21 protein-coding genes are annotated in these 23,006 nt (G+C 72.0%); 15 read left to right on the top strand and 6 right to left on the bottom strand.

The window, feature by feature from the left end; all coding sequences use genetic code 11:
- Positions 1 to 148: 148 nt before the first annotated feature.
- A complete protein-coding gene (locus EAO75_RS26775) occupies positions 149 to 1,228 on the top strand; it encodes an NADH:flavin oxidoreductase/NADH oxidase (protein ID WP_147998093.1) in 1,080 nt (359 codons plus the stop codon).
- A 99-nt stretch (positions 1,229 to 1,327) separates the two neighbouring features.
- Here EAO75_RS26775 and EAO75_RS26770 read toward each other — a convergent pair whose 3' ends face one another.
- Positions 1,328 to 2,641: a PHB depolymerase family esterase gene (locus EAO75_RS26770; RefSeq protein WP_147997561.1), complete on the bottom strand. Its 1,314-nt coding sequence runs from the start codon at positions 2,639 to 2,641 to the stop codon at positions 1,328 to 1,330.
- Positions 2,642 to 2,975: 334 nt separating this feature from the next.
- Here EAO75_RS26770 and EAO75_RS26765 point away from each other — a divergent pair, with 334 nt between their 5' ends.
- Positions 2,976 to 3,956, top strand: coding sequence for a polysaccharide lyase family 1 protein (locus EAO75_RS26765; RefSeq protein ID WP_147997560.1), 981 nt, complete (start codon positions 2,976 to 2,978; stop codon positions 3,954 to 3,956).
- A 32-nt stretch (positions 3,957 to 3,988) separates the two neighbouring features.
- On the top strand, positions 3,989 to 4,771 hold the full coding sequence (locus EAO75_RS26760; protein WP_147997559.1) for a pectate lyase: 783 nt from the start codon (positions 3,989 to 3,991) through the stop codon (positions 4,769 to 4,771).
- A 126-nt stretch (positions 4,772 to 4,897) separates the two neighbouring features.
- On the opposite strand, the gene EAO75_RS26755 is transcribed toward EAO75_RS26760, so the two are convergent.
- A complete protein-coding gene (locus tag EAO75_RS26755) occupies positions 4,898 to 5,680 on the bottom strand; it encodes a PaaX family transcriptional regulator C-terminal domain-containing protein (RefSeq protein WP_147997558.1) in 783 nt (260 codons plus the stop codon).
- 75 nt (positions 5,681 to 5,755) lie between these two features.
- On the opposite strand from EAO75_RS26755, the gene EAO75_RS26750 reads away from it, so the two are divergent.
- Positions 5,756 to 7,429: a DNA alkylation response protein gene (locus EAO75_RS26750; protein WP_147997557.1), complete on the top strand. Its 1,674-nt coding sequence runs from the start codon at positions 5,756 to 5,758 to the stop codon at positions 7,427 to 7,429.
- A 76-nt stretch (positions 7,430 to 7,505) separates the two neighbouring features.
- Here EAO75_RS26750 and EAO75_RS26745 read toward each other — a convergent pair whose 3' ends face one another.
- A complete protein-coding gene (locus EAO75_RS26745) occupies positions 7,506 to 8,093 on the bottom strand; it encodes a hypothetical protein (RefSeq protein WP_147997556.1) in 588 nt (195 codons plus the stop codon).
- 273 nt (positions 8,094 to 8,366) lie between these two features.
- Between EAO75_RS26745 and EAO75_RS26740 the strand changes: the two genes are divergently transcribed.
- The 4 genes from EAO75_RS26740 (at position 8,367) to EAO75_RS26725 (ending at position 12,221) form a co-directional block, all read left to right on the top strand.
- A complete protein-coding gene (locus EAO75_RS26740; protein WP_147997555.1) occupies positions 8,367 to 9,452 on the top strand; it encodes a WD40/YVTN/BNR-like repeat-containing protein in 1,086 nt (361 codons plus the stop codon).
- A 73-nt stretch (positions 9,453 to 9,525) separates the two neighbouring features.
- A complete protein-coding gene (locus tag EAO75_RS26735) occupies positions 9,526 to 10,203 on the top strand; it encodes a uracil-DNA glycosylase (protein WP_147997554.1) in 678 nt (225 codons plus the stop codon).
- Positions 10,200 to 11,177, top strand: coding sequence for an N-acetylglucosamine kinase (locus EAO75_RS26730; protein ID WP_261989420.1), 978 nt, complete (start codon positions 10,200 to 10,202; stop codon positions 11,175 to 11,177). Before EAO75_RS26735 ends, EAO75_RS26730 begins: the two co-directional genes overlap by 4 nt.
- A gap of 120 nt (positions 11,178 to 11,297) precedes the next feature.
- Complete coding sequence (locus EAO75_RS26725) at positions 11,298 to 12,221, top strand: sirohydrochlorin chelatase (protein WP_147997553.1); 924 nt, start codon at positions 11,298 to 11,300, stop codon at positions 12,219 to 12,221.
- 68 nt (positions 12,222 to 12,289) lie between these two features.
- Here EAO75_RS26725 and EAO75_RS26720 read toward each other — a convergent pair whose 3' ends face one another.
- Positions 12,290 to 13,345 carry a lactonase family protein gene (locus tag EAO75_RS26720; RefSeq protein ID WP_147997552.1) on the bottom strand — a complete coding sequence of 352 codons (1,056 nt, stop codon included), beginning with the start codon at positions 13,343 to 13,345 and terminating at the stop codon, positions 12,290 to 12,292.
- A gap of 327 nt (positions 13,346 to 13,672) precedes the next feature.
- Positions 13,673 to 15,163 carry an FUSC family protein gene (locus EAO75_RS26715; RefSeq protein WP_147997551.1) on the bottom strand — a complete coding sequence of 497 codons (1,491 nt, stop codon included), beginning with the start codon at positions 15,161 to 15,163 and terminating at the stop codon, positions 13,673 to 13,675.
- A 197-nt stretch (positions 15,164 to 15,360) separates the two neighbouring features.
- Between EAO75_RS26715 and EAO75_RS26710 the strand changes: the two genes are divergently transcribed.
- The 7 genes from EAO75_RS26710 to EAO75_RS26685 all read left to right on the top strand — a co-directional run bounded on the left by EAO75_RS26710 (position 15,361) and on the right by EAO75_RS26685 (position 22,055).
- Positions 15,361 to 15,840, top strand: a complete 480-nt coding sequence (locus EAO75_RS26710; RefSeq protein WP_147997550.1) for an Lrp/AsnC family transcriptional regulator — start codon at positions 15,361 to 15,363, stop codon at positions 15,838 to 15,840.
- 19 nt (positions 15,841 to 15,859) lie between these two features.
- A complete protein-coding gene (locus EAO75_RS26705; protein ID WP_147997549.1) occupies positions 15,860 to 16,552 on the top strand; it encodes an HAD family hydrolase in 693 nt (230 codons plus the stop codon).
- Between the two features lie 143 nt (positions 16,553 to 16,695).
- Positions 16,696 to 17,001: a hypothetical protein gene (locus tag EAO75_RS26700; RefSeq protein ID WP_147997548.1), complete on the top strand. Its 306-nt coding sequence runs from the start codon at positions 16,696 to 16,698 to the stop codon at positions 16,999 to 17,001.
- Positions 17,002 to 17,035: 34 nt separating this feature from the next.
- Positions 17,036 to 18,490 carry a S8 family serine peptidase gene (locus EAO75_RS48280; RefSeq protein WP_315987355.1) on the top strand — a complete coding sequence of 485 codons (1,455 nt, stop codon included), beginning with the start codon at positions 17,036 to 17,038 and terminating at the stop codon, positions 18,488 to 18,490.
- A 188-nt stretch (positions 18,491 to 18,678) separates the two neighbouring features.
- Positions 18,679 to 21,498: a beta-L-arabinofuranosidase domain-containing protein gene (locus EAO75_RS26690; RefSeq protein ID WP_147997547.1), complete on the top strand. Its 2,820-nt coding sequence runs from the start codon at positions 18,679 to 18,681 to the stop codon at positions 21,496 to 21,498.
- A 91-nt stretch (positions 21,499 to 21,589) separates the two neighbouring features.
- Positions 21,590 to 21,718, top strand: coding sequence for a hypothetical protein (locus EAO75_RS47630; protein WP_261989419.1), 129 nt, complete (start codon positions 21,590 to 21,592; stop codon positions 21,716 to 21,718).
- A gap of 7 nt (positions 21,719 to 21,725) precedes the next feature.
- Positions 21,726 to 22,055, top strand: coding sequence for a TfoX/Sxy family protein (locus EAO75_RS26685; RefSeq protein WP_147997546.1), 330 nt, complete (start codon positions 21,726 to 21,728; stop codon positions 22,053 to 22,055).
- 159 nt (positions 22,056 to 22,214) lie between these two features.
- Here the strand turns inward: EAO75_RS26685 and EAO75_RS26680 are convergent.
- A partial coding sequence (locus tag EAO75_RS26680) for a LysR family substrate-binding domain-containing protein (RefSeq protein ID WP_261989418.1) occupies positions 22,215 to 23,006 on the bottom strand: 792 nt, incomplete at its 5' end.

The following is a 23,006-nucleotide window of genomic DNA, read 5'->3' as shown; positions in this document are numbered from 1 at the left end:
GCGGCTCCACTTCGTCGGGTTCCCCGGCTCGGCTCACCTCGCCGGCGGTTCCTCCATTGTACGAGATCTCTCGTAGTTTGACATCTCCCGTACTACGATGCCTATCGTACGAGTCGACGACTGGTCCCCGCGACGAATGGAGTCCGCCGTGAGCCCGCTCTTCCAGCCCTACACCCTGCGCGATCTGACGATCCCGAACCGGGTGTGGATGCCCCCGATGTGCCAGTACTCGGCCGCACCACAGGGCCCCGACACGGGCGCCCCCAACGACTGGCACTTCGCGCACTACGCGGCCCGCGCGGCCGGCGGCACCGGGCTGATCATCGTCGAGGCCACCGGCGTCAGCCCCGAGGGCCGGATCTCCCCGTGGGACCTGGGCATCTGGAACGACACGCAGGTCGAGGCGTTCCGCCGGATCACGCGGTTCCTGGTGTCGCAGGGCACCGTGCCGGCGATCCAGCTTGCCCATGCGGGCCGCAAGGCGTCGACCGACCAGCCCTGGAAGGGCGGTGCGCCGGTCGGGCCGGACTCCTACGGCTGGCAGCCGGTGGCGCCGAGCGCGATCCCGTTCGCCGACGGGCACCCGGTGCCGACCGAGCTGACGGTCGCCGAGATCCAGGAGGTCGTGGGCCAGTTCGCGGACGCCGCGCGCCGCGCCCTCGCCGCCGGGTTCGAGGTCGCCGAGATCCATGGCGCCCACGGCTATCTGATCAACGAGTTCCTCTCCCCGCACTCCAACCACCGCACCGACGAGTACGGCGGCTCGTACGAGAACCGCACCCGCTTCGCCCTCCAGGTCGTGGACGCCGTGCGTGCGGTGTGGCCGGACGACAAGCCGCTGTTCTTCCGCATCTCTGCGACGGACTGGCTGGAGGAGGGCGGCTGGACCGCCGACGACACCGTCCGCTTCGCCGCCGACCTGACGGCCCACGGCATCGACCTGCTGGACGTCTCGACCGGCGGCAACGCCTCCGGCGTACCCATCCCGGTCGGCCCCGGCTACCAGGTGCCGTTCGCGGCGCGCGTGAAGGCCGAGACCTCGCTGCCCGTCGCCGCGGTGGGGCTGATCACCGACGCCGAACAGGCCGAGAAGATCGTCGCGAACGGCGAGGCGGACGCCGTCCTCCTCGGCCGCGAACTGCTGCGCAACCCGTCGTGGGCCCGGCACGCGGCCCGGGAGCTGGGCGGGGACTTGCATGTGCCGGACCAGTACCACCGGTCCGTCTGATCGCGGACTCGTGGGTGGGGGGACCTGACTCGCCGTACGGCCGCTGGTCGTTCGTGACGAGTCGGGTCACCCCTGGTCACCGGATGCCGGGCGGCTCGATCAACCAGCCGTGCAGAGCGTTCCGTTGAGCGTGAAGGCACCCGGCGCCGCGCTGTTTCCGGCGTGGTTCGCCTGGTAGCCGATGCCGACGCTCGCACCCGGCGCGAGCGTCGCGTTGTAGGAGGCGTTGGTCGCCGTCACCGTGCCGGAGGACGGGGCGTACGTGGCTCCCCAGCCGTTGGTGACCGTCTGGCCGGCGGGCAGGGCGAAGGCCGGCTGCCGGCCGTTGATCGCCGTCGCGCTCGTGTTGGTGATCGTCACGGACGCGGTCAGGCCCGTGTTCCAGGCGTTGGTGGTGGCGGTCACCTTGCAGGCGCCCGGCTGGGGTTGAGGGGCGGGGCCGCCGCCGTCGAGACCGAAGAAGGTCAGGACGCGGGCGGCCATACCGTAGCCGTAGAGGTTGTGGCCGACGCCCTGGAGGCTGATCGCCTCGACCGGGGCACGGTCACCGGTGCCGCCGTAGCGGGTGCGGGTCCAGCCGGACTGGGGTGTGTCCATGGCCGCCGGGGTCTGGCTCACCCCCTGGACGTTCGTCCACTGCTTGATCATCTCCCCGAAGTCGGGGTAGCGCAGGACGTCGTCCTCGGTGCCGTGCCACAGCTGCATGCGGGGCCGGGGGCCCACGTAGCCGGGGTGGGCGGCGCGGGCGATGTCGCCCCACTGCTGCGCGGTGCGGGTGACCGTGCCCTGGGCGCAGGCGCTGTTCCACTCGGAGCCGTCGGTGGTGGCGAAGCAGCCGAAGGGGACGCCCGCGAAGGCGGCGCCCGCGGCGAACACGTCGGGGTAGTCGCCGAGCAGGACGTTCGTCATCATCGCGCCGGATGAGATGCCGGTGGCGAAGATCCGGCCGGTGTCGGCGTCGTAGGTGCGGGTGACCCAGTCGATCATGGACTTGATGCCCACCGGGTCGCTGCCGCCGTCGCGCCGGAGCGCCTGCGGCGAGGAGACGTCGAAGCACTTGCTGCTGCGGGTGACGGACGGGTACAGCACGATGAAGCCGTACTGGTCGGCGAGCGTGTCGTACTCGGTGCCGTTGTACATGTCCGGGCCGGATCCGGTGCACCAGTGCACGGCCACCACCACTGCGGGCTTCACGGTCACGCGGTCCGGGACGTAGAGGTACATCCGCAGGTTGCTGGGGTTGGTGCCGAAGTCGGTGACCTCGGTCAGCGTCGCGGTGGGGGCGACGTCGGCGGCCTCGGTGCGGGCGGCGGCCGAGGGGGCGGCGACGAGCAGTGCCGCGAGGAGCGGCAGGAGGGCGGCGAGTGACGCCAGGAGCTTCCTTCTCGTGGTCGTGCGGAGGGGGGTGGGCACGTCCTTGTCCCTTCTGGTCGCGGCTCGTGTCCCGACCGGGTGGAAGTCCTTTCACTTGGAAAGCACGCGAGGGCATCGTGGCATGGACACGCCCACCATGGAAGCGCTCCCACACCTGGCACCCAGAGAGCCCTTGCCTCCCACCAGGACTGACTGAATTCCTCCGCGCAAGGCGTTGACCAGAAAGCGCTTACCCCATACGTTCCGTTCAGCAGTGTGACTGAACCGCTCCACAGCACCCCCACATGGCCACACTGCCCGCGCGCGGCGTTCTCCATGACGTACATCGTTCACGTACATGATCGAGTCGCTCCTCCCGAAGGGACGCACCCGCATGCGAACTCTCCCCCCACGTGCACGCCCGCAGAGAACCGCACTGGTGACGGCAGCCGTGGCCGCCCTCGCCACCGCAGCCGCCCTCGCCCTGCCGCAGCCCGCCGGGGCGGCCGAGACCACGCCGGTCGGATTCGGCGCGGGGACGACCGGCGGCGGCAGCTCCTCGGCGGTCACCGTCTCCACCCTGGACGCCTTCAAGGCGGCGGTGACGGGCGGCTCGGCCAAGGTCGTCCGGGTCAACGGCCTGATCCCGCTGAGCGGTCAGGTCGACGTCGGCTCCAACACGACGGTGCTGGGCGTGGGTTCGTCGTCCGGGATCACCGGCGGCGGACTCCGCCTGAAGAACGTCACCAACGTCGTCGTGCGCAACCTGAACATCAGCAAGCCCGTGGCACCGTCCGACGGCATCACGGTCCAGGCGTCGACGAAGGTGTGGATCGACCACAACTCCTTCTCGGCCGACCGCGATCACGACAAGGACTACTACGACGGTCTGCTGGACATCAATCACGGCTCGGACAACGTCACGGTGTCCTGGAACACCTTCAAGGACCACTTCAAGGGCTCGCTCGTCGGACACAGCGACAACAACGCGAGCGAGGACACCGGGCATCTGAGGGTGACGTACCACCACAACCTGTTCAGCAACGTCTACTCGCGCATCCCCAGCCTGCGCTTCGGCACCGGGCACTTCTACAACAACTACGTGACCGGCGCGGACACCGCCTGCCACTCGCGCATGGGCGCCCAGATGCTCGTGGAGAACAACGTCTTCCGCGACACCAAGATCGCCATCACCACGAACCGCAGCAGCGACGTGGACGGCTACGCCAATCTGCGCGGCAACGATCTCGGCGGAGCCGCGACCGAGATCTCCCAGGCCGGCACCTTCACCACGCCGCCCTACAGCTACACCGCGGAGTCCGCGTCCAGCGTCGTCGCCTCGGTGACGGGCGGCGCGGGCGCCGGAAAGATCTGACCACCCCCACCACCGGAAGAAGGCATCGGGACATGACTTCACCAGCAAAGCCCCGCGCCCGCCGGCGCGCGCTGACCGGCGGTCTGGCCGCACTCGGACTCTCGTCTGTCATGATCACGACAGTCGGAGCGCCGCCGGCGAGCGCCGCCAGCTGGCCGACACCCGCCGGCAGCCAGCCTGTGAGCTCGACCATCCAGGTGTCCGGCGTCCGCGACGGCGGCATGGTCCGCTACTACGGCAGCGGCGACCTGGCCGGTGACGGGCAGGAGGAGGGCCAGGACCCGATCTTCGAGCTCGCGGCCGGCGCGACCCTGAAGAACGTCATCATCGGCGCGCCCGGCGCCGACGGCATCCACTGCGAGGGCAACTGCACCCTGCAGAACGTGTGGTGGGAGGACGTCGGCGAGGACGCCGCCACCTTCCGCGGCGGCTCCACCTACACCGTGACCGGCGGCGGCGCCAAGAAGGCGGCCGACAAGGTCTTCCAGCACAACGGGCCCGGCACGCTGAACATCTCCAACTTCGCGGTCAGCGAGTTCAAGACGCTGTACCGCTCGTGCGGCGACTGCTCCACGCAGTACACGCGCAAGGTCAACCTCAGCAACATCGAGGTGACCGGCACGGGGTCCACGGCCCGTCTCGTCGGCATCAACGTCAACCGGGGCGACGTGGCGACGCTGCGCGGCATCACGATCCTCAACGACGCGAGCCGCAAGGTCGTCCCCTGCCAGAAGTACAACAACAACACGGCTGTCGGGACGGGGCCGGACAGCACGAACTGCCTGTACTCCACCTCGGACATCACCTACAGGTAGCCCCGATCGGCAGATAGTCCCCCCACGGTGAAGGCGGCCGTCCGAAGCGTCCCCGCACGGCGCTTCGGGCGGCCGTCGTGTTGTTCCGGGCGGGCACGTGCGCGTACCGGCAGCGGCTCCCGTCCGTCACGCGCGCGTGGGCCCCTCGACCGGCTCCCTCGCCTCACGCGCGCGTACGTCCTGCGCCAACTCCCGCCGGTAGTCGTCGTACGCGGCGCGCAGTCGCGTGCCCGGCCAGTCGGTTGGCAGGAGTTCGGGGGGCAGCACCGGGTCGGCGAGCAGGTGCCGGACGACGGCCGCGAAGGCGGTGAAGCGGTCGGACGGCCGTCGCGCACGGGCGACATGGGCGAGCAGGGCGTGCCCCGTGCCGGCCCAGGCGTCCAGCGGCCACAGGCTCACGGCGAGCTCCTGTGCGGGGCGGTCGGGGCGGGCCGTGTAGTGCTGGGTCACCTGGTCGAGGCCGTCCGGCAGGGGGCGGAGCAGGTTGGCAGGTCGCAGCCAGACGCCCTCACGGAGTTCGGCGAGCCGCAGGCGGGTCAGCTCGGTGCGCAGTTCGGCACGTTCGGCGGCGCCCCGACCCGTGGTCGTGACCACGACCATCTCCCAGTCGCCGGCCCATTGCCGGGTCCCGGGGTGGACGGCGTCGTCCTGACGTCGCTGGCGTGCCAGCAGCCGGTCGCTGAGCCCGTACACCGTGTCCGCGCGGCGCAGATCGCCGGCCGCCACCATCCGGCTGAGCGCGGCCCGCAGGGTGGACCCCGCGATCCCGAACGGCTCCACGCTGCTCACCAGGTCCTTCACCGGCAGCTCGGGCGGATGCAGACCCAGCAGCAGGCTCAGGACGACCGACCGGGCGGACAGCGGGCGCAGCTCCACCTCGTCGGCCTGCGGTGACGCGTTGTTCGGCATGGCCAGGTACCTTACGTGCCAACTCGGCGTATTACAGGATTGCTGCAACCGTAGCCATGGTGCAACACTGGCGGCATGGTCTCGATAGCCGCGCAGGAGCAGTCCGGGCAGTACGCCACGCACGACGTCACCAACCAGCCCCCTCCCCTGACGCCGTACGACGCGTCGGAGGACTCGGCCCTGATCGAAGGGCTGCGCCGGGAGGGTGCCGGATGGGCCGAGGAGGACATCCGGCGGCTCGGCCTGCGGGCCGGGAGCGCTCAGGCGCAGGAGTGGGGTGAGCTGGCCAACCGGCACGAGCCGGAGTTGCGGACGCACGACCGGTACGGCCATCGCGTCGACGAGGTCGAGTTCCATCCGAGCTGGCATCACCTGATGCGGGTCGCCGTCGGCGAGGGCCTCGCGGCGGCGCCCTGGGCGGACGAGCGGCCCGGCGCGCATGTCGCCCGGACCGCGGGCGGACTGGTGTGGGGGCACACCGAGGCCGGGCACGGCTGTCCGACGTCGATGACGTACGCGGCGGTTCCCGTGCTGCGCCGGCAGCCCGAGCTCGCGAAGGTCTACGAACCCCTGCTGACCAGCCGGGAGTACGACCCCGGCCTGCGCGTGCCCACCGAGAAGCGGGGTCTGCTCGCGGGCATGGGGATGACCGAGAAGCAGGGCGGGTCGGATGTCCGTACGAACACGACCACGGCCTGGCCGACCGCCGAGCCGGGCGTGTACACGCTGCGCGGGCACAAGTGGTTCACGTCGGCGCCCATGTGCGACGTCTTCCTGGTGCTGGCCCAGGCTCCCGGCGGACTGTCCTGCTTCCTCGTGCCGCGCGTCCTGCCCGACGGCAGCCGCAACACCTTCCGCATCCAGCGTCTGAAGGACAAGCTGGGCAACCGCTCCAACGCCTCCTCCGAGCCGGAGTTCGACGGGACCGTCGCCTGGCTGGTCGGGCCCGAGGGACGCGGCGTGAAGACGATCATCGAGATGGTCAACTGCACCCGGCTGGACTGCGTGATGTCGTCGGCGACGCTGATGCGCAAGACGCTCGTCGAGGCGGGACATCACATCCGCCACCGCAGCGCGTTCGGCGCCCGGCTGATCGACCAGCCCCTGATGCGCAACGTCCTCGCCGACCTGGCCCTGGAGTCCGAGGCGGCCACGACCCTCACGCTACGGCTGGCCGGGGCGGCCGACCGGGTGGTGCGCGCGGAGGATGCGGACGGGACCGAGACGGCGTTCCGCCGAATCGCGACGGCCGTCGGCAAGTACTGGGTCACCAAGCGGGGCCCGGCCTTCACGGCGGAGGCCCTGGAGTGCCTGGGCGGCAACGGCTACGTCGAGGATTCGGGCATGCCCCGCCACTACCGCGAGGCTCCCCTGCTGTCGATCTGGGAGGGCTCGGGGAACGTCAACGCCCTCGACGTCCTGCGGGCGTTGAGCAAGGAGCAGGGCACCGCCGAGGCCCTCTTCGCCGAACTGGCCACGGCGCGCGGGGCGGACGCCCGGCTGGACGCGGCCGTCGTGCGCCTGAAGGACATGCTGGCCACGGGCTCCGAGGCGGGTGCCCGCCGCCTGGTCGAGCAGATGGCCCTGACCCTCCAGGCCTGCCTGCTGGTCCGGCACGCCCCCGCGGCGGTCGCCGACGCGTTCTGCGCGACCCGGCTCGGCGGCGAATGGGGGCACGCATTCGGAACGCTGCCCGACTCGGCCGACGTGGACGGGATTCTGGAGCGGGCGCTGCCGGGTCAGGGGTGAGACCCCTGCGCGGCCGACACCGACTCGGGCGTCACCCGCGGCACGGCCCACACGGCGCAGCCGTCCCGCGGCGCCGTCACCCTCTCATCCGCCCACCCCACAGCGGGCCGAACCGCGCCCATTCGTAGCCCCAGCGGTCGATGCGGCGGCTCTCCAGGCGGCTGCGGAGAGCCCGGCCCGCGACGAAGGGGACGCACGCGGCGCAGACGCCCGCGACGCCGCCGACCAGGGTGGCCCGGGTGCGGGCCTCGGAGGGGGTGGCGGGCCTGGTCACCAGGCGGCCCTGGGGGTCGGTCCAGACGGTGACCGGTGTGCCGACGCCGCTTCCGGGGTGGACCCGGGCCTGGCCGGTGTGCGAGGAGCCGTCCCGGGCGCTCCAGCGGACCTTCGCCCAGACCTGCTCGCTGCTGGAAGCACTGGAGCGCGACTCGGCCGTGCCCGGCGCCTGTTCCGTCAGCAGGGCCACCACGGGCCGCCATTCGACGCGCTCCCTGGCCATGCCCTGCTCCACCGTACGGGCCGTCGTCAGGCCCGCGAGCACTCCGGCGAGGACGGTGAGCACCCAGACGCCGAGCAGCACCCAGGCCTCCACCGCGTCGGCCCGGCGCTTGAGCGGATTGCGCCGCCAACGCCACAGCCACACCTGCGGACCACGGAACGCCATCGAAGGCTTCCTCCTCATGAGCGCACGAGCATCCCTACCGACCTCCCTCCCATACGGGAGACGGCGGGCGGATGCTCACGGCACCTGCGGGAGTCGACGGTGGCACGGGTCACGCGGTCCGGACGGCGTCTTCGCGAAAGGGACCCGCGGCGCGTGGCGGCGAGCTATCATCGCCGCCCTGACCTGCGAAGTCTTCGTTTGCAGAGGTGACTGTCAGTGCCGGGGTGCAGACTGGCCGGTGTCTGAGACAAAGGCGTCGCGGAGGTGATCGGCATGACCGAGGTATTGCTCGCCGTGGGGACCCGCAAGGGCCTGTTCATCGGGCGCAGGCGAGGTGGCACCTGGGAGTTCGACGAGAGTCCCTACTTCAACGCCCAGGCCGTGTACTCGGTCGCCATCGACACCCGGGGCGAGCGCCCGCGGATGCTGGCCGGCGGCGACAGCGCGCACTGGGGCCCGTCCGTGTTCCACTCCGACGACCTGGGCCGCACCTGGACCGAACCGGCCCAGCCGGCCGTCAAGTTCCCCAAGGACACGGAAGCCTCGCTGGAGCGGGTGTGGCAGCTGCACCCGGCGGCCGCAGAGCCGGACGTGGTGTACGCGGGCACGGAACCGGCGGCGCTGTACCGCTCGGCGGACCGCGGCGAGACCTTCGACCTCGTCCGCCCGCTGTGGGAGCACCCGACCCGGTCCAAGTGGGTGCCGGGCGGCGGCGGTGAGGGCCTGCACACGGTGATCACCGACCAGCGCGACCCGAAGGCCGTGACGGTCGCCGTCTCGACCGCCGGAGTGTTCAGAACGGCCGACGGGGGCGCGAGCTGGGCGCCGTCCAACTCGGGTGTCTCCGCGGTGTTCCTGCCCGATCCGAACCCGGAGTTCGGCCAGTGCGTGCACAAGATCGCGCAGGACTCGGCCGATGCCGACCGGCTGTATCTCCAGAACCACTGGGGCGTGTACCGCAGCGACGACGCGGGCGCGCACTGGACCGACATCGGCGAGGGCCTGCCGTCCACGTTCGGCTTCGCGGCGGCCGCCCACCCGCACCGCGGCGAGACGGCGTACGTCTTCCCGATCAACGCCGACTCCGACCGCGTCCCGGCCGACCGCCGCTGTCGCGTCTTCCGTACGGCGGACGCGGGCAAGAGCTGGGAGCCACTGTCGGCGGGGCTGCCTGCGGGGGACCACTACGGCACGGTGCTGCGCGACGCGATGTGCACGGACGACGCGGACCCGGCGGGCGTGTACTTCGGCAATCGCAACGGCGAGGTGTTCGGGTCGGCCGACGACGGCGACAGCTGGCAGCAGTTGGCGTCGCACCTGCCGGACGTGCTGTGCGTCAGGGCCGCGGTGGTCGCATGAGCCATCAGGGCTTAGGGGCGGGCCTTGGCCACTGGTTGATCACCGCTGCCCGTACGGCAGTAGGGTGACGCCCGTGGCACCACGACCCTTGCATGAAATCGTCGAAGCGGGCTGGGCGAAGGCCCTGGAACCCGTTGCCGATCGGATCGCCGCGATGGGCGACTTCCTGCGCGCGGAAATCGCCGCGGGACGCACCTATCTGCCGGCCGGGCCGAATGTCCTACGGGCCTTTCAACAGCCCTTCGACGAGGTGCGTGTCCTGATCGTCGGACAGGACCCGTACCCGACCCCGGGCCATGCCGTGGGACTTTCCTTCTCGGTGGCGCCCGAGGTGCGTCCGCTGCCCGGCAGCCTCATCAACATCTACCGGGAGCTGAACACCGACCTGGGGCTGGCGCAGCCGTCCAACGGCGATCTGACGCCGTGGACCCAGCAGGGCGTGCTGCTGCTCAACAGGGCGCTCACCACGGCTCCGCGCAAGCCCGGCGCCCATCGCGGCCAGGGCTGGGAAGAGGTCACCGAGCAGGCCATTCGCGCGCTCGCCGCACGCGGCAAGCCGCTGGTCTCCGTCCTGTGGGGCCGCGACGCCCGTAACCTCCGCCCGCTCCTCGGCAACCTCCCCTCGGTGGAGTCCGCCCACCCCTCCCCCATGTCCGCCGACCGCGGCTTCTTCGGCTCCCGCCCGTTCAGCCGCGCCAACGACCTCCTGATCGGCCAAGGAGGCCAGCCGGTGGACTGGCGCCTGCCGTGACCGGCCCCGCCGGTTTCATCGCGGTGGACTCCGGCGGCTCCGGCATGCGGGTCGTCGTCGGTGTCGTCGGCCGTGGTGTTCCGGTGCGTCGGGAGTCCCGCGAGCCGGTGCGGACCGGGGAGCGGGGCATCGATGCCGGGCACTTCATGGAGCAGCTCGTGCCCTTGGTGCGGGGGGCGCTGGCCGAGGCGGGGGGCGCCGTACCGCGTGCGGTCGCCGTCGGGGCGGCCGGGTTCGCCAGCCTGGGAGAGGGGCTGCGTGCCGAACTGCCGGGCGCGTTGGAGCGCGAGTTCGGCGTCAGGCGGGTCGCCCTGGCCGCCGATGCCGTCACCGCGTATGTGGGCGCCCTCGGTCCGCGGCCGGGTGCGGTCGTGGCGGCAGGCACGGGGCTGATCGCGATCGGCACCGACCTGACGCGCTGGCGTCGTGCGGACGGCTGGGGGCATCTGCTCGGCGACTGCGGCGGCGGTGCCTGGATCGGACGTGCCGGGCTGGAGGCGGCGCTGCGCGCGCACGACGGACGGCCCGACGGATCGACGCAGTTGCTGGCTCGCGCCGAGGAATCGTTCGGCCCGGTGCGGGGGTTGCCCGGCAGGCTCTACCCACGCCCGGACCGCCCCGCGGTCCTCGCCTCCTTCGCTCCCGAGGTGGCCGCCTGCGCCGCCGGCGACCCCGTCGCCGCGGACATCCTGCGGGCCGCCGCACGGCACATGGCGGACTCGGCGGCCGCCGTCTGCCCCACCACCGGGGACCCCCAAGTCGCCGTCACCGGTGGCCTGTTGAACATGGGCGCGCCTCTTGTCGTACCTTTGGAAGAGGAGTTGTCGAAGCGGCTGCCGCACGCGCGGCGGGTGCCGGCCGACGGGGATCCATTGCAGGGGGCGGTGCGTATCGCGACCGACCTGGCGACGGGCCCGCTCGCTCTGCCGAGTGACGAGGCGATGCTCTGCGTGGTGACCGACAAGGGGGACTGATCCCACTACGCCGCCCACTTCCGCACCGTAGGTAACTCAATCAGACAAAAGCGGACGGATACCGCTCACCTGCACCCTCCCCGAACAGGGGAGCCCAAGAAGCCAGTAACATGCGTCGCCATGAGCTCCCCCACTGGGCCCGCGTCCGGCCTGCCAGTACGAATGCCGCGACCTCGTCAGCCCGGGCGGCACCGCCGACCCGAGCCCCTGGCGGCTCCCGAGGGTGCGCCCTCACTCGTCCTCGCGGTGCCGGGCACGCCGAGCGCCGCCACCCGCGGTCTCGCCGAGGAGGTCGTGAGCATCGCCCGCTCCGAGCTCCCGGGTCTCGACGCCCGGATCGGGTACGTCGACGGCGACGACGCGGAGTTCCCCACGCTCCAGTCGGTGCTCGTGCACGCGGCCGAGGAGCGCACCGCCCGCTATGAGCAGGCGATCGCCGCGGGTGTGGAGGCCAAGGAGCCGGAAGGCCCCGTCGCCGTCGTCGTGCCGCTGCTCGCCGGCCCGGACGGCGCGCTGCTGCGCGTCATCCGCCAGGCCGTGATGGACAGCCGCGTCGCGGCCGACCTGACGGATGTGCTCGGCCCGCACCCGCTGCTCGCCGAGGCACTGCACGTGCGCCTGTCGGAGGCCGGTCTGGCCCGCGCCGACCGCGCCCGTCTGTTCACCGTGGCGACGGCCGCGGACGGCATCATCCTGGCCTCCGTGGGCGGCGAGGAGGCCGTGCAAGCGGCCGGGATCACCGGCATGCTGCTCGCCGCGCGTCTGGCCGTGCCGGTGATGGCGGCGGCCCTGGACCAGGACGGCTCGATCACGGCCGTCGCCGAGCAGCTGCGGTCCTCGGGCTCGCAGCAGCTGGCGCTGGCGCCGTACCTGATAGGGCCGGAGATCGACCCGAGCCTGATCGCGCAGGCCGCGCATGAGGCGGGCTGCTCCGCCGCCGAGGCGCTCGGCGCGTACCCGGCGATCGGCAAGCTCGCCCTGTCGAAGTACACGACGGCGCTGGGCATCGCCCCGCCGCAGCCGCAGGGCACGCCGGTCCGCTGACGCGCACGTCACAGCCGTAACGCCGAAGGGCCCGCTCCCCAGCCGGGGTGCGGGCCCTTCGGCATCCGTCAGGCGGCCGGGTCGGGGCCGGGTCCGAAGACCACGCAGGACGCCGCGGGCACCTCGATGGAGCCTTCGTACCGCGGGAGTCCCCGGTCGGGGTCCAGGGCGAACCAGGACACGTCTCCGGAGCGCTCGTTCGCGACGTACAGGAACCCGTCCGCCTCCGCCAGCGCGCGTGGCCAGTGGCCGGCACAGGGCACCGTCCCGACCAGCCGCAGTTCCTCGTCCTCGACGGCGAACGTGGACAGCACGTCCTCGCCGCGGGTCGCGGTCCACACGAAGCGGCCGTCGGGCGAGGCGACGATCCCCGACGGATAGGCGTCGCCGGCCGGGGCGCCCGGCAGCACCGGCGTCTCCGTGAGCGGCTTGAGCGTGCCGTCGTCGGCGTCCCAGTGGCAGACGGTGACCGTGGGGGTGAGTTCGTTGACGACGTACGCGTACCGGCCGTGCGGATGGAAGGCCAGATGGCGGGGGCCCGAGCCGGGGCGCAGGGCGATCTCCCGGTACACGTCGAGCGTGCCCTCGGTCAGGGTGCACACCCGCACCGAGTCGGTGCCGAGATCGACGCTGACGGCCCAGCGGCCGCTCGGGTCGCTCTGTACTTGGTGGGCGTGCGGGCCCTGCTGGCGTGGTGTGTGGGGGCCCGAGCCGGTGTGCCGGAGGACGGCGGGCGGGGCGTCCGCGAGGGTGCCGTCCGAGCGGACGGGCACGGCGGTGACGCTGCCGGAGCCGTAGTTCGCGGTCAGGACGTGGCCGGCGAACACGCTGAGGTGCGTGGGCCCGCTGCCGCCCACGGGTACCGGCGAGCCGACGAGCTCGGGTTTGCCGCCGTTCACGCGGTACGCGACCACCGTGCCCTCGGCGGTCTCACTGACCGCGTAGAGCGTGTCGCCGGCGGGCGACAGGGCCAGGTACGCGGGGTCGGGCACATCGCGCACCCCGCTGAGGACGGTCAGCGCGCCGTTGTCCGCGGCCACGGCCGCCGTCGTGATGCCATGGCCTCCGGCTGCCGTGAACGATCCGATGTAGGCCCGTCTCCCCCGCCTGCCGACGTCTGCCACCGCTGTCCCCTTCCGGTCGGGTGCCGTCCGGGCTGACGGTAGCAGCGGATCATCATCGGTCTAGACCAAGGTCGCCTGATCGTCGGCGAGTTCACGTCACTGTCCGCAAGGGCCGCGCGTCACTCTCCGTACGGGGCCTCGCGTCACGCTACGCACGGGCCTCACCTCGCGCTTCCCGGCCGGGACCCGCCCGCGGGCCGCTCCCGCGCGGCTCGCGGGCTGGTGGGTCCGATGGATGCGGGGTTACCCGCGAGATGCCCTGATCCACCCTCTCGGTGGCCGATGAAGGGACTCGGCCGTGCTCGGCGTGGCTCCGGCGGCGTGGTCTCAGGCGCCGACGAGCGGTGAACCCGACGGCGCCCGCAGGGGCTGGGCGAGTTCGACGAGGGCCCGCTCCAGGCCGTGCAGATGGGCCAGCGCGGGGTCGGCCGCCGTGGGCTGCGCGGTGGGGGCGGTGACGTCCGCGCCGCCGGTCAGAGCCTCGACGGCGGCCTCGACGCGCCAGCACGCGGCGGCCAGGCGGGCGTCGTGCGAGGCGACGGGGTCGGCGGCGACGGCGGCCAGGCCCCGGATCTCCCGGGCGCAGTCGTCGAGCAGAGCCAGCACCCGGCGGGCGCGCCCCTTGCGGGCCGGCATCGGGTTCAGCGGGTGCACGAGCGGGGCGACCGAGAGCCGTACCCGGCCGAGCAGCCGCTCCAGCTCGGCCACTCGCGAGCCGGGGTCGGCACTCTCGTCGCCGGCGAGGCGTGCGGCGGCCTCGGCGGTGGCCGCGTGGACGCAGCGCAGGGCGCGCCGGATCCAGGCGTCGGTGATGGCGTGCGTGGTGACGGGCAGGACGAACAGCACGGCCAGCATGGCGCCGATCGCCCCGACGCCGGTCTCGGCGAGCCGCAGCGCCAGCAGGGCGGGGTGGAGGACGCCCAGGAGGCCGTAGAGGAGCTCGGCGAGCACGGTGACGCTGAGCATCATCCAGGTGTAGGAGACGGCGGCCGTGTAGAAGATGCCGAAGACGCACACGGCGAGGAGTACGGCTGTCGGCACCGCCGCCCCGTGCAGGGGGACGGCGACGAGCAGACCGAGGCCGATGCCGATCACCGTGCCGAGGACCCGGCGGAAGCCGCGGACCAGGGTCTCGCCGCGCGAGGTGGTGTTGACGAAGATCCACCAGGTGGCGCCGACGGCCCAGTACCAGCGCTGCCCGGACACCAGCTGCCCCACCACGAGGGCGAAGCCCGCGCCCGCGGTGGCCTGGATGGCCTGGCGCGTGGTCACGCGGGCCAGTCCGCCGCCGCCCGGCGGTGCGGGTACGGGTGCCGGGGGCATCCGGCGCTCGTAGCACCACAGCCCGAACCGCACCGCGGCCGCGGTCAGCAGGGACAGCAGTACGGCGGCGTAGAGCTCGGGCAGCTGTCCCGGGGTGGCGTGCAGGAACTGCGCCACGAAGAAGGTCATGAACGCGAACACGCCGAGGCTGTGCCCGCGCGGCCCCCAGCGGCGGGCGTACACGCCGGCGCCGACGACGGCGAGGAAGGTGAAGTCGCGGGCGACGGGGTGGTCGTGCAGCTCGGCCGCCGCCGCGAGCACGGGCAGGCCGACGAGCGGCAGCAGCGCGGTGGTGACCGCCTGCCCGCGGACCGTGGTGTCGGTGACGGTGAACAGGGCGAGCAGCGCGGCGAGCCCGCCGGTGACGGCGCCGACGAGGGAAGTTCCGGCCAGCGCGCAGACGACGACCGCGAGCCCGATGCCGAGGACGGCCCGCGTGGCGAAGCGCAGCCGCGCCCGCCCCGGGTCCGGCGCCACGAACACCCTCTTCAGCACTGTTTCCGCCCCTTCGCCACCGGCATGAAAAAGGCGCCGCGGGAACCCGCAGCGCCATCGACCGGGTCCATTGCAGCATCAACGCGCAGACTGGCTCAAGTGACGCCCGATATGGTGTGCCATTGGTACAGGCATATCGGTTCCGGCACGTCCATCAGCGAGCCAACGGACCACACACGCAGAGAGGCCGCGACACCATGGCCGTGGACGAGCTCGACACCCGCATCCTGCGGCTTCTGCTGGAACAGCCCCGCACCAGCGTGCGTGAGTACGCCCGCACCCTCGGCGTCGCGCGCGGCACGCTCCAGGCCCGGCTCGACCGGCTGGAGCGGGACGGTGTGATCACCGGCACCGGGCCGACGCTGTCGCCCGCCGCCCTCGGCCATCCGGTGCTCGCGTTCGTGCACATCGAGGTGACCCAGGGCCATCTCGACGACGTGGGCGACGCGCTCGCCGCCGTCCCGGAGATCGTCGAGGCCTTCTCGATCACGGGCGGCGGGGACCTGCTGACCCGGGTGGTGGCCCGCGACAACGCCCACCTGGAGGACGTGATCCAGAAGCTGATCAGCCTGCCCGGCGTGGTCCGCACCCGCTCCGAGGTGGCCCTGCGCGAGCGGGTCACGTACCGGCTGCTGCCGCTGGTGGAGTCGATCGGGCGGGCGGCAGCACGGAAATGACCTTTGACATCCTGGGTCCATGAGCGGACTCAGCGGCATTTCGGTCATCTTCGATCTCGACGGAACACTCGTGGACAGCGAGCCCCACTACTACGAGGCGGGCCGCCAGATCCTGGCCGAGCACGGGGTGCCCGGCTTCACCTGGGCGGACCACGAGCGCTATGTCGGCATCAGCACGCTGGAGACGGTCACGCTCTGGAAGCGGGAGTACGGCCTCGACGCCTCCGTCGAGGAACTGCTCGCCGCCAAGAACCGCCGCTATCTGGAACTCGCCCGCACGGCCACGCGCGCGTACCCCGAGATGCGCAAGTTCGTGGAGCTGTTGTCGACCGAGGGCGTACCGATGGCCGTGGCCTCGGGTTCCTCGCTCCAGGCCATCACGGCGATCCTGGCCGGCACGGGCCTCGACGCCCACCTGCGCACCGTCGTCTCGGCCGACGAGGTCGACCACGGCAAGCCGGCCCCCGACGTCTTCCTCGAGGCGGCCCGCCGGCTCGGCACGCCCCCGGCCCGGTGTGTGGTCGTCGAGGACGCCGCCCCTGGCGCCGCCGCCGCGGACGCGGCCGGCATGCGGTGCATCGCGGTTCCCTATGTGGCCGCCCAGGCGGACGCCCCGGAGTTCGCGACGGCCGGGCTGTTGCTGCGGGGCGGGCAGTCGGAGTTCACGGCGCGGGCGGCATACGACTGGCTCGTGAGGTCGACTGGCTCGTGATGTCGACTGGCTCGTGAGGTCGACAGCCTCCGACTGAACCGCGTGACACGTCCCGCCCAACTGTGCTGCCAATTAACACCTTTTGCGACCATTGGCACGCGGTGGGACGATGGGGAGCGTAGGCGCGCTCTCAGGAGAGACAAGTGACTTCAGGGCAAGGTGACGCGCCCGAGGAGGAGTTCGTCGAGGCCTTGGTGGAGCTGCGGGCCGAAGCGTCTGTGCGCGATGTGGTCGCGTGGTGTTCCCGCTACGGCATCGACGTGGTGCCCATGGCCGCCGGAACGCTGATCACCGGTTCGGGCCGGCAGTTCGCGGAGGCGTTCGGGGTGCCCGTCGAGGATCGTTCACGGCCGAGGACGCTGCCCGTTCCCCCGGGACTCGAGACCACCGCGAGGTCCGTCACCGTCCTGCCGACTCCCACGCTCGGCGTGCGTGACCTGCTGCCGTGACCGTGCGTCCGGGCGCCACTTCCCGGAGGGACCGATGGCTGCGAAGACGCCGACTTACGAGCGGAACGTTCCGGACACCGTGTACGGCTATGTGTCGGCGCGGTCGCGGGGCGGGGTATCGATGACCGAGGCGGCGAGTCCCTTGTCGGCCCGGCCCTTCCACGCCGAGAGGGGCGTCAGGGAGCGGGCCGAGGAGCATGCGCGGCAGGCAGGTCTGACCGTGACGGCCGAGAGCATGCTCGGATTCACCGTGGCCGGCACGCCGGCGGCGTTCGAGCAGCTGACCACCGGCAGGATCGTGAGCTACGAGGTTCAGCAGCGGGTCGAGATGGGCCGGCAGCGTTCCGTGACGCATCTCGACATCGTCGGCGACCGTCAGCCGAGGGCCCTCGGCATCGGTGCCGCGCCGGGAGAGGCGAGCATCGAGGCCGTCGCGCTGGAGGAACCGCGCATACCGATGCGGCTCGTTCCGGCGACGGCGCGGCCTCCGCTGGTCGCGAAGTTCCATCTCACGCTTCCGGACGATGTGGCCCGCCTCCTCAACGCCACGCCCGCGCACGAGCGGGGGCACGTCGGACGCGGAGTGCGGGTCGCCATGGTCGACACAGGACAGGCGCCGCACGCCTACTTCACGACGCACGGCTACGACATCACCCCGACCGTGGCGCTCGCCCCGGGGACGAGTCCCGACGAGGACCCGGTGGGGCACGGCACGGGCGAGTCGGCGAACATCTTCGCCGTGGCACCCGGCGCGCGTCTGCTGCCCTACCGCGGCAGCGACCGCAACGGCAGACTCACCGCCGCCATGGCGGCCTTCGTACGGGCGAAGGCCGAAGAGCCGCGGGTACTGACGAACTCCTGGGGCGGGCGGGTCGGCTTCCCCGAGGACGGACCCCTGCCGGAGATCCACCGGGTGTGGGCGCTGGAGATCCTGGACGCGGTGGAGCAGGGCATCGTCGTCGTCTTCGCGTCGGGCAACGGGCAGTTCTCGATCGAGCCGCAGGTGCCCGGGGTGCTGTCGGTCGGCGGGGCCTTCTCCGATCCGCAGGGCAAGTTGCGGGCGTCGGACTACACGAGCGGCTACGCCAGCCCCTGGTTCGACGGCGTCGTCGTCCCCACGGTCTCCGGGCTGGTCGGCCTGGCGCCCCTGGCCCAGTATCTGATGCTCCCGATACCGCCCGGCTGCTCGATCGACGTCGACGAGAGCGACGAGGGCGACGGGACGACCCGCGACGACGGCTGGGCACTGTTCTCCGGCTCGTCGGCGGCTGCGCCCCAGATCGCGGGAGCGGCGGCGCTGCTCCTGGAGGCCCGCCCGGGACTCACGCCGCGTCAGGTGGCCGAAGCACTGGCCAGGACCGCCACCGACGTCACCACCGGCAAGAACGCCTTCGGCATCCCGGCCCGCCGCGGCCCGGACGAGGCCACCGGGGCGGGGCTGGTGAACGTGAGCGCGGCGCTGGACTTCGTCCTGACCCACCACCCGTAGGACGTCTCAGCACCCCACAGCCTGCACGACACCTGACCCCTCACCTCCGGCAGGCCTGACCGGATATCCGCCCGAGTGCCAAACCCGTCAGCACCGTTGACGCCTCCTCACCTCACGCATAGCGTCTGGTCGACCATCCGTACATTGTTCGTGATTACGAACAAGGCGACCCGCGTGGAGGAGCACCCATGGCACCGCCCCTCTCCAGAAGATCCCTTCTCCAGGCCGCCGCGCTCGCCGCGGCGGCCCCCGCGATCAGCCACACGGCAACCGGCCGGGCAGCGGCCGCCGTTCAGGAGGCGCAGGCCGTGACCGCCGTTCCGTCCGCCTGGTCCGTGCAGCCCTTCGCCCTGGACGACGTGGCCCTGCGGCCCGGACTCTTCACCGACAAGCGGCAGTTGATGCTCGATCACGCCCGGGGCTACGACGTCAACCGGCTGCTCCAGGTGTTCCGCGCCAACGCCGGGCTCGCCACGGGCGGCGCCGTCGCGCCCGGCGGATGGGAGGGGCTGGACGGCGAGGCGAACGGCAATCTGCGCGGGCACTACACCGGGCACTTCCTGACCATGCTGTCGCAGGCCTACGCCGGCACCGGCGAGCAGGTGTTCGTCGACAGGATCGGCACCATGATCGGGGCGCTGACCGAGGTGCGCGCGGCGCTGCGCAAGGACCCGGCGGTGCTGAGCGTCGGCGGGAGGTTCGGTACGGCCGCGGAGAACGTCCGGGGGGCCTCTCAGTACGTCGATCTCCCCGCCGCAGTCCTCGGGGGCGCCTCGGCGATCACCCTGTCCGCCTGGGTGAAGCCCACCCACGACGGCAACTGGGCGCGCGTCTTCGACTTCGGCAACAACAACACCCGGTACATGTACCTGGCCGCCCGGGGCTCCGGCGGAGTGCCGCGCTTCGCCGTCACGACCGGCGGGCCTGGCGGTGAGCAGGGCCTCGACGGCACCGCCGCGCTGCCGCTGAACCAGTGGAGCCACCTCGCGGTCACGATCGCGGGCGGCACTGGGACGCTGTACGTCAACGGCACCTCCGTCGCCCGGAACACGGCGATGACCCTCACCCCGGCCGCCCTCGGCACCCTCACCAACAACTGGCTCGGCCGCTCCAACTTCGCCACCGACCCCGTCTTCGCGGGCGCCTACGACGAGTTCAACGTCTGGTCGCGGGCCCTGAGCGCCGCCGAGATCACGGAGTTGCAGGGCGCTCGTGCCGCCGACGCCTCCGCCGGGCGCGGCAACCTGGCCTCGTACGCCTTCGACGAGACCTCCGGCGGGACGTTCGCCGATGCCTCCGGACGCGGGCTCACCGCCACCCTGCGCCGCACCTGGGGCGGGCCCAGCCACCCCGGGTTCCTGGCCGCGTATCCGGAGACGCAGTTCATCGACCTGGAGTCGAGGACCACCAGCGACTACACGAAGGTGTGGGCGCCCTACTACACCGCGCACAAGATCCTCAGGGGAGTCCTGGACGCCTACCTCGCCACTGAGGACGCGCGGGCCCTCGACCTCGCGTCCGGCATGTGCGACTGGATGCACGCGCGGCTGTCCAAGCTGCCCGAGGCCACCCTGCAGCGCATGTGGGGCCTGTTCTCCAGCGGCGAGTTCGGCGGCATCGTCGAGGCCGTCTGCGACCTGCACTCGATCACCGGGAAGGCCGAACACCTCGCGCTGGCCCGGCTGTTCGACCTGGACCGGCTCATCGACAACTGCGCCGCGAACACCGACATCCTCGACGGGCTGCACGCCAACCAGCACATACCGATCTTCACCGGGTACCTGCGGCTGTACGACGCGACCGGGGAGGCCCCCTACCTCGACGCGGCACGGAATTTCTGGGGCATGGTCGTGCCGCACCGCATGTACGGCATCGGCGGCACCAGCACCGCCGAGTTCTGGAAGGCGCGCGACGTGATCGCGGGCACGATCAGCGACACCACCGCCGAGACGTGCTGCGCGTACAACATGCTGAAGCTGAGCCGGACCCTGTTCTTCCACGAGCAGCAGCCGAAGTACATGGACTACTACGAGCGGGCCCTCTACAACCAGGTCCTCGGCTCCAAGCAGGACAAGGCGGACGCCGAGAAGCCGCTCGTCACGTACTTCATCGGGCTGACGCCTGGCCATGTGCGCGACTACACGCCCAAGCAGGGCACGACCTGCTGCGAGGGCACCGGCATGGAGAGCGCCACCAAGTACCAGGACTCCGTGTACTTCAAGGCCGCCGACGGCAGCGCGCTGTACGTCAATCTGTACAGCCCGTCCCAACTGACCTGGGCGGAAAAGGGTGTGACGATCACTCAGGCCACGTCCTTCCCCCGCGAGCAGGGCACCACGCTCACCATCGGCGGCGGCGCGGCCTTCGCCCTGCGGCTGCGGGTGCCGTCCTGGGCGACCGCCGGATTCCGGGTGACGGTCAACGGCAGTGCGGTGAGCGGTACTCCGGCGCCGGGGAACTACTTCACGGTGTCACGGACATGGCGCAGCGGCGACACGGTACGGATCTCCATGCCGTTCCGGCTCCGGGTGGAGAAGGCGCTCGACGATCCCTCGCTGCAGACCCTCTTCCACGGTCCGGTCAACCTCGTCGGCCGCAACTCCTCCACGAGCCACCTCCGGTTCGGCCTGTACCGCAATGCCGGTCTCTCCGGCGATCTGCTGCCCTCACTCACCCCGGTCTCCGGCAAGCCGCTCCACTTCACTCTCGACGGCACCGAGTTCGCCCCGTTCTTCGAGGGCACCGAGGACCCGACCCACGCCTACTTCCGGCGTTCCGAGCCCCGGGTGATCCTCGGCAACTCCGACTCCGGCGTCGCCAACCCCGCGAAGTCCGACGGCACCACGCTCCTGGACGAGATCTGGGCCGGGGCGCCCTTCGCGGGCAAGGGCGCGCTGGTCGCGCGGGTGCGGTCCACCGTGAGCGCCTGGGTGAGCGCGGGCCTGCTGAGCCAGGCCGACGGGCAGACGGTCGTCCGTACGGCGGAGCGGGCCACGTACGCCCCCTGAGCCGCCGGCCGTGTCCCCGCACCGCGCGCCCACCGCCCGGTGCGGGGATCCTGGAGGCAGCACCGGACGCCGCCGCGCGGAGGCGGGGTACATGACGATCGACGACACGGGTGGCTTCGGGGTCGGCGCCGAGGTCACGCGGACGGCGTACTTCCTCGCCCGGCGCATCGACAAGGACCTGCGGGACCTGGAGCGCCGGCTCGCATCACCCACCGAGTGAGGACGCCATGGCATACGACGAGGGACTCGCCCAGCGGATCCGGGAGCGGGTCGGCGAGGGGACCGACATCACCGAGAAGCGGATGTTCGGCGGGCTCGCCTTCCTGGTGCACGGCCATATGGCGGTCGGCGTGAGCGGCGACGACCTCATGGTCCGCGTCGGCCCGGACAGCACCGACGCCGCCCTGGCCAGGCCCGGCACCCGGATCTTCGACATGACCGGCCGGCCCATGCGGGGCTGGATCCTGGTCGCCGGGGACGCGCTCACGCAGGACGAGGTGCTCGGGGCGTGGATCGACGAGGGGCGCGCCTTCGCGGCGAGCCTGCCGCCGAAGTGATTCCGCGGAAGCGCTCCGCTGGATGTGCCGCGTCCATGTTGTCTTTCGCCCGCGGCGCCATCGTGGCTGGTCGCGCCCGCGCGGCGGTAGCCGCACATCCAACACAGCCCCGCGCCCCCCTGGGGGGTTGCCGAACCGCAGCGGACTTGGCCTGCCCCCTTAGGACCTGCGGCGCGGCTTGCCTCCCTTGGCGCCCTTGGCGCCCTTGGCGCCCTTGGTGCCCTTGCCGCCGGTGGCGCCGCCGTGCCGGCCGCGGCCGGTGCCGGGCTGGCGACGCGGGGCGCCGCCGCTCTGCGGTCGCCCCCGCTTCGGCTGGTCCTGGGCGGCCGGGGTCTGGGACGTCGTACGGCCCCGGGTGCTGTTGACCGTGCGGCCGCGGACGACGCCGATGAAGTCCTCGACCAGGTCGGTGGTCGCCTCCTGCGGCCAGCACAGGGCGATGCCCGACTGGGGGGCGTCCACGAGCGGCCGGTAGGTGAGGTCCTTGCGGTGGTGGAGGCGGGCCAGGGACTGGGGTACGACGAGCAGGCCGACGTTCGCCGCGACGAGCTCGACGGCGTCCGCCGTGGTCGCGGGGCGCTCGAAGGCGGGCTCCCCCGGCGGTCGCTCCCAGTCGAGGACGTCGTCGAGGGGGTGGAGGACGACCTCGTCGGCCAGGTCCTCGGCGCTCACCTCGTCGACCGCCGCGATCACATGGTCCTTGGGGACGACGACGACCGTGGTCTCGGTGTAGAGGGGGATCGCGCTGAAGAACGTACGGTCGACCGGCAGCCGTACGAAACCGGCGTCCGCGTCGCCGTCCCGGAGCAGGTCGGGCGCCTCGGCGGTGGTCGCGGAGTGGAGGGTGAGGGGCACGTCGGGGAAGCGCTCGTTCCAGATCCGCACCCACTTCGCGGGGGTCACTCCGGGGACGTAGGCGAGCCGGAAAGACGGCGCTGCCTGGGGGGAGGG

The sequence above is a fragment of the Streptomyces sp. UW30 genome, assembly GCF_008042075.1.
Lineage (GTDB): Bacteria > Actinomycetota > Actinomycetes > Streptomycetales > Streptomycetaceae > Streptomyces.
The sequence above is the reverse complement of the archived record's forward strand: the minus strand, read 5'-3'. Positions and strand labels throughout refer to the sequence as shown.

What these genes read in the sequence shown, in the direction of transcription:
- EAO75_RS26765 (WP_147997560.1), top strand. Translation starts at nt 2,976, where the DNA reads ATGCGAACTCTCCCCCCACGTGCACGCCCGCAGAGAACCGCACTGGTG.
- EAO75_RS26760 (WP_147997559.1), top strand. Translation starts at nt 3,989, where the DNA reads ATGACTTCACCAGCAAAGCCCCGCGCCCGCCGGCGCGCGCTGACCGGC.
- EAO75_RS26755 (WP_147997558.1), bottom strand. Translation starts at nt 5,680, where the DNA reads ATGCCGAACAACGCGTCACCGCAGGCCGACGAGGTGGAGCTGCGCCCG.
- EAO75_RS26750 (WP_147997557.1), top strand. Translation starts at nt 5,756, where the DNA reads ATGGTCTCGATAGCCGCGCAGGAGCAGTCCGGGCAGTACGCCACGCAC.
- EAO75_RS26745 (WP_147997556.1), bottom strand. Translation starts at nt 8,093, where the DNA reads ATGGCGTTCCGTGGTCCGCAGGTGTGGCTGTGGCGTTGGCGGCGCAAT.
- EAO75_RS26740 (WP_147997555.1), top strand. Translation starts at nt 8,367, where the DNA reads ATGACCGAGGTATTGCTCGCCGTGGGGACCCGCAAGGGCCTGTTCATC.
- EAO75_RS26725 (WP_147997553.1), top strand. Translation starts at nt 11,298, where the DNA reads ATGAGCTCCCCCACTGGGCCCGCGTCCGGCCTGCCAGTACGAATGCCG.
- EAO75_RS26710 (WP_147997550.1), top strand. Translation starts at nt 15,361, where the DNA reads ATGGCCGTGGACGAGCTCGACACCCGCATCCTGCGGCTTCTGCTGGAA.
- EAO75_RS26705 (WP_147997549.1), top strand. Translation starts at nt 15,860, where the DNA reads ATGAGCGGACTCAGCGGCATTTCGGTCATCTTCGATCTCGACGGAACA.
- EAO75_RS48280 (WP_315987355.1), top strand. Translation starts at nt 17,036, where the DNA reads ATGGCTGCGAAGACGCCGACTTACGAGCGGAACGTTCCGGACACCGTG.
- EAO75_RS26690 (WP_147997547.1), top strand. Translation starts at nt 18,679, where the DNA reads ATGGCACCGCCCCTCTCCAGAAGATCCCTTCTCCAGGCCGCCGCGCTC.
- EAO75_RS47630 (WP_261989419.1), top strand. Translation starts at nt 21,590, where the DNA reads ATGACGATCGACGACACGGGTGGCTTCGGGGTCGGCGCCGAGGTCACG.
- EAO75_RS26685 (WP_147997546.1), top strand. Translation starts at nt 21,726, where the DNA reads ATGGCATACGACGAGGGACTCGCCCAGCGGATCCGGGAGCGGGTCGGC.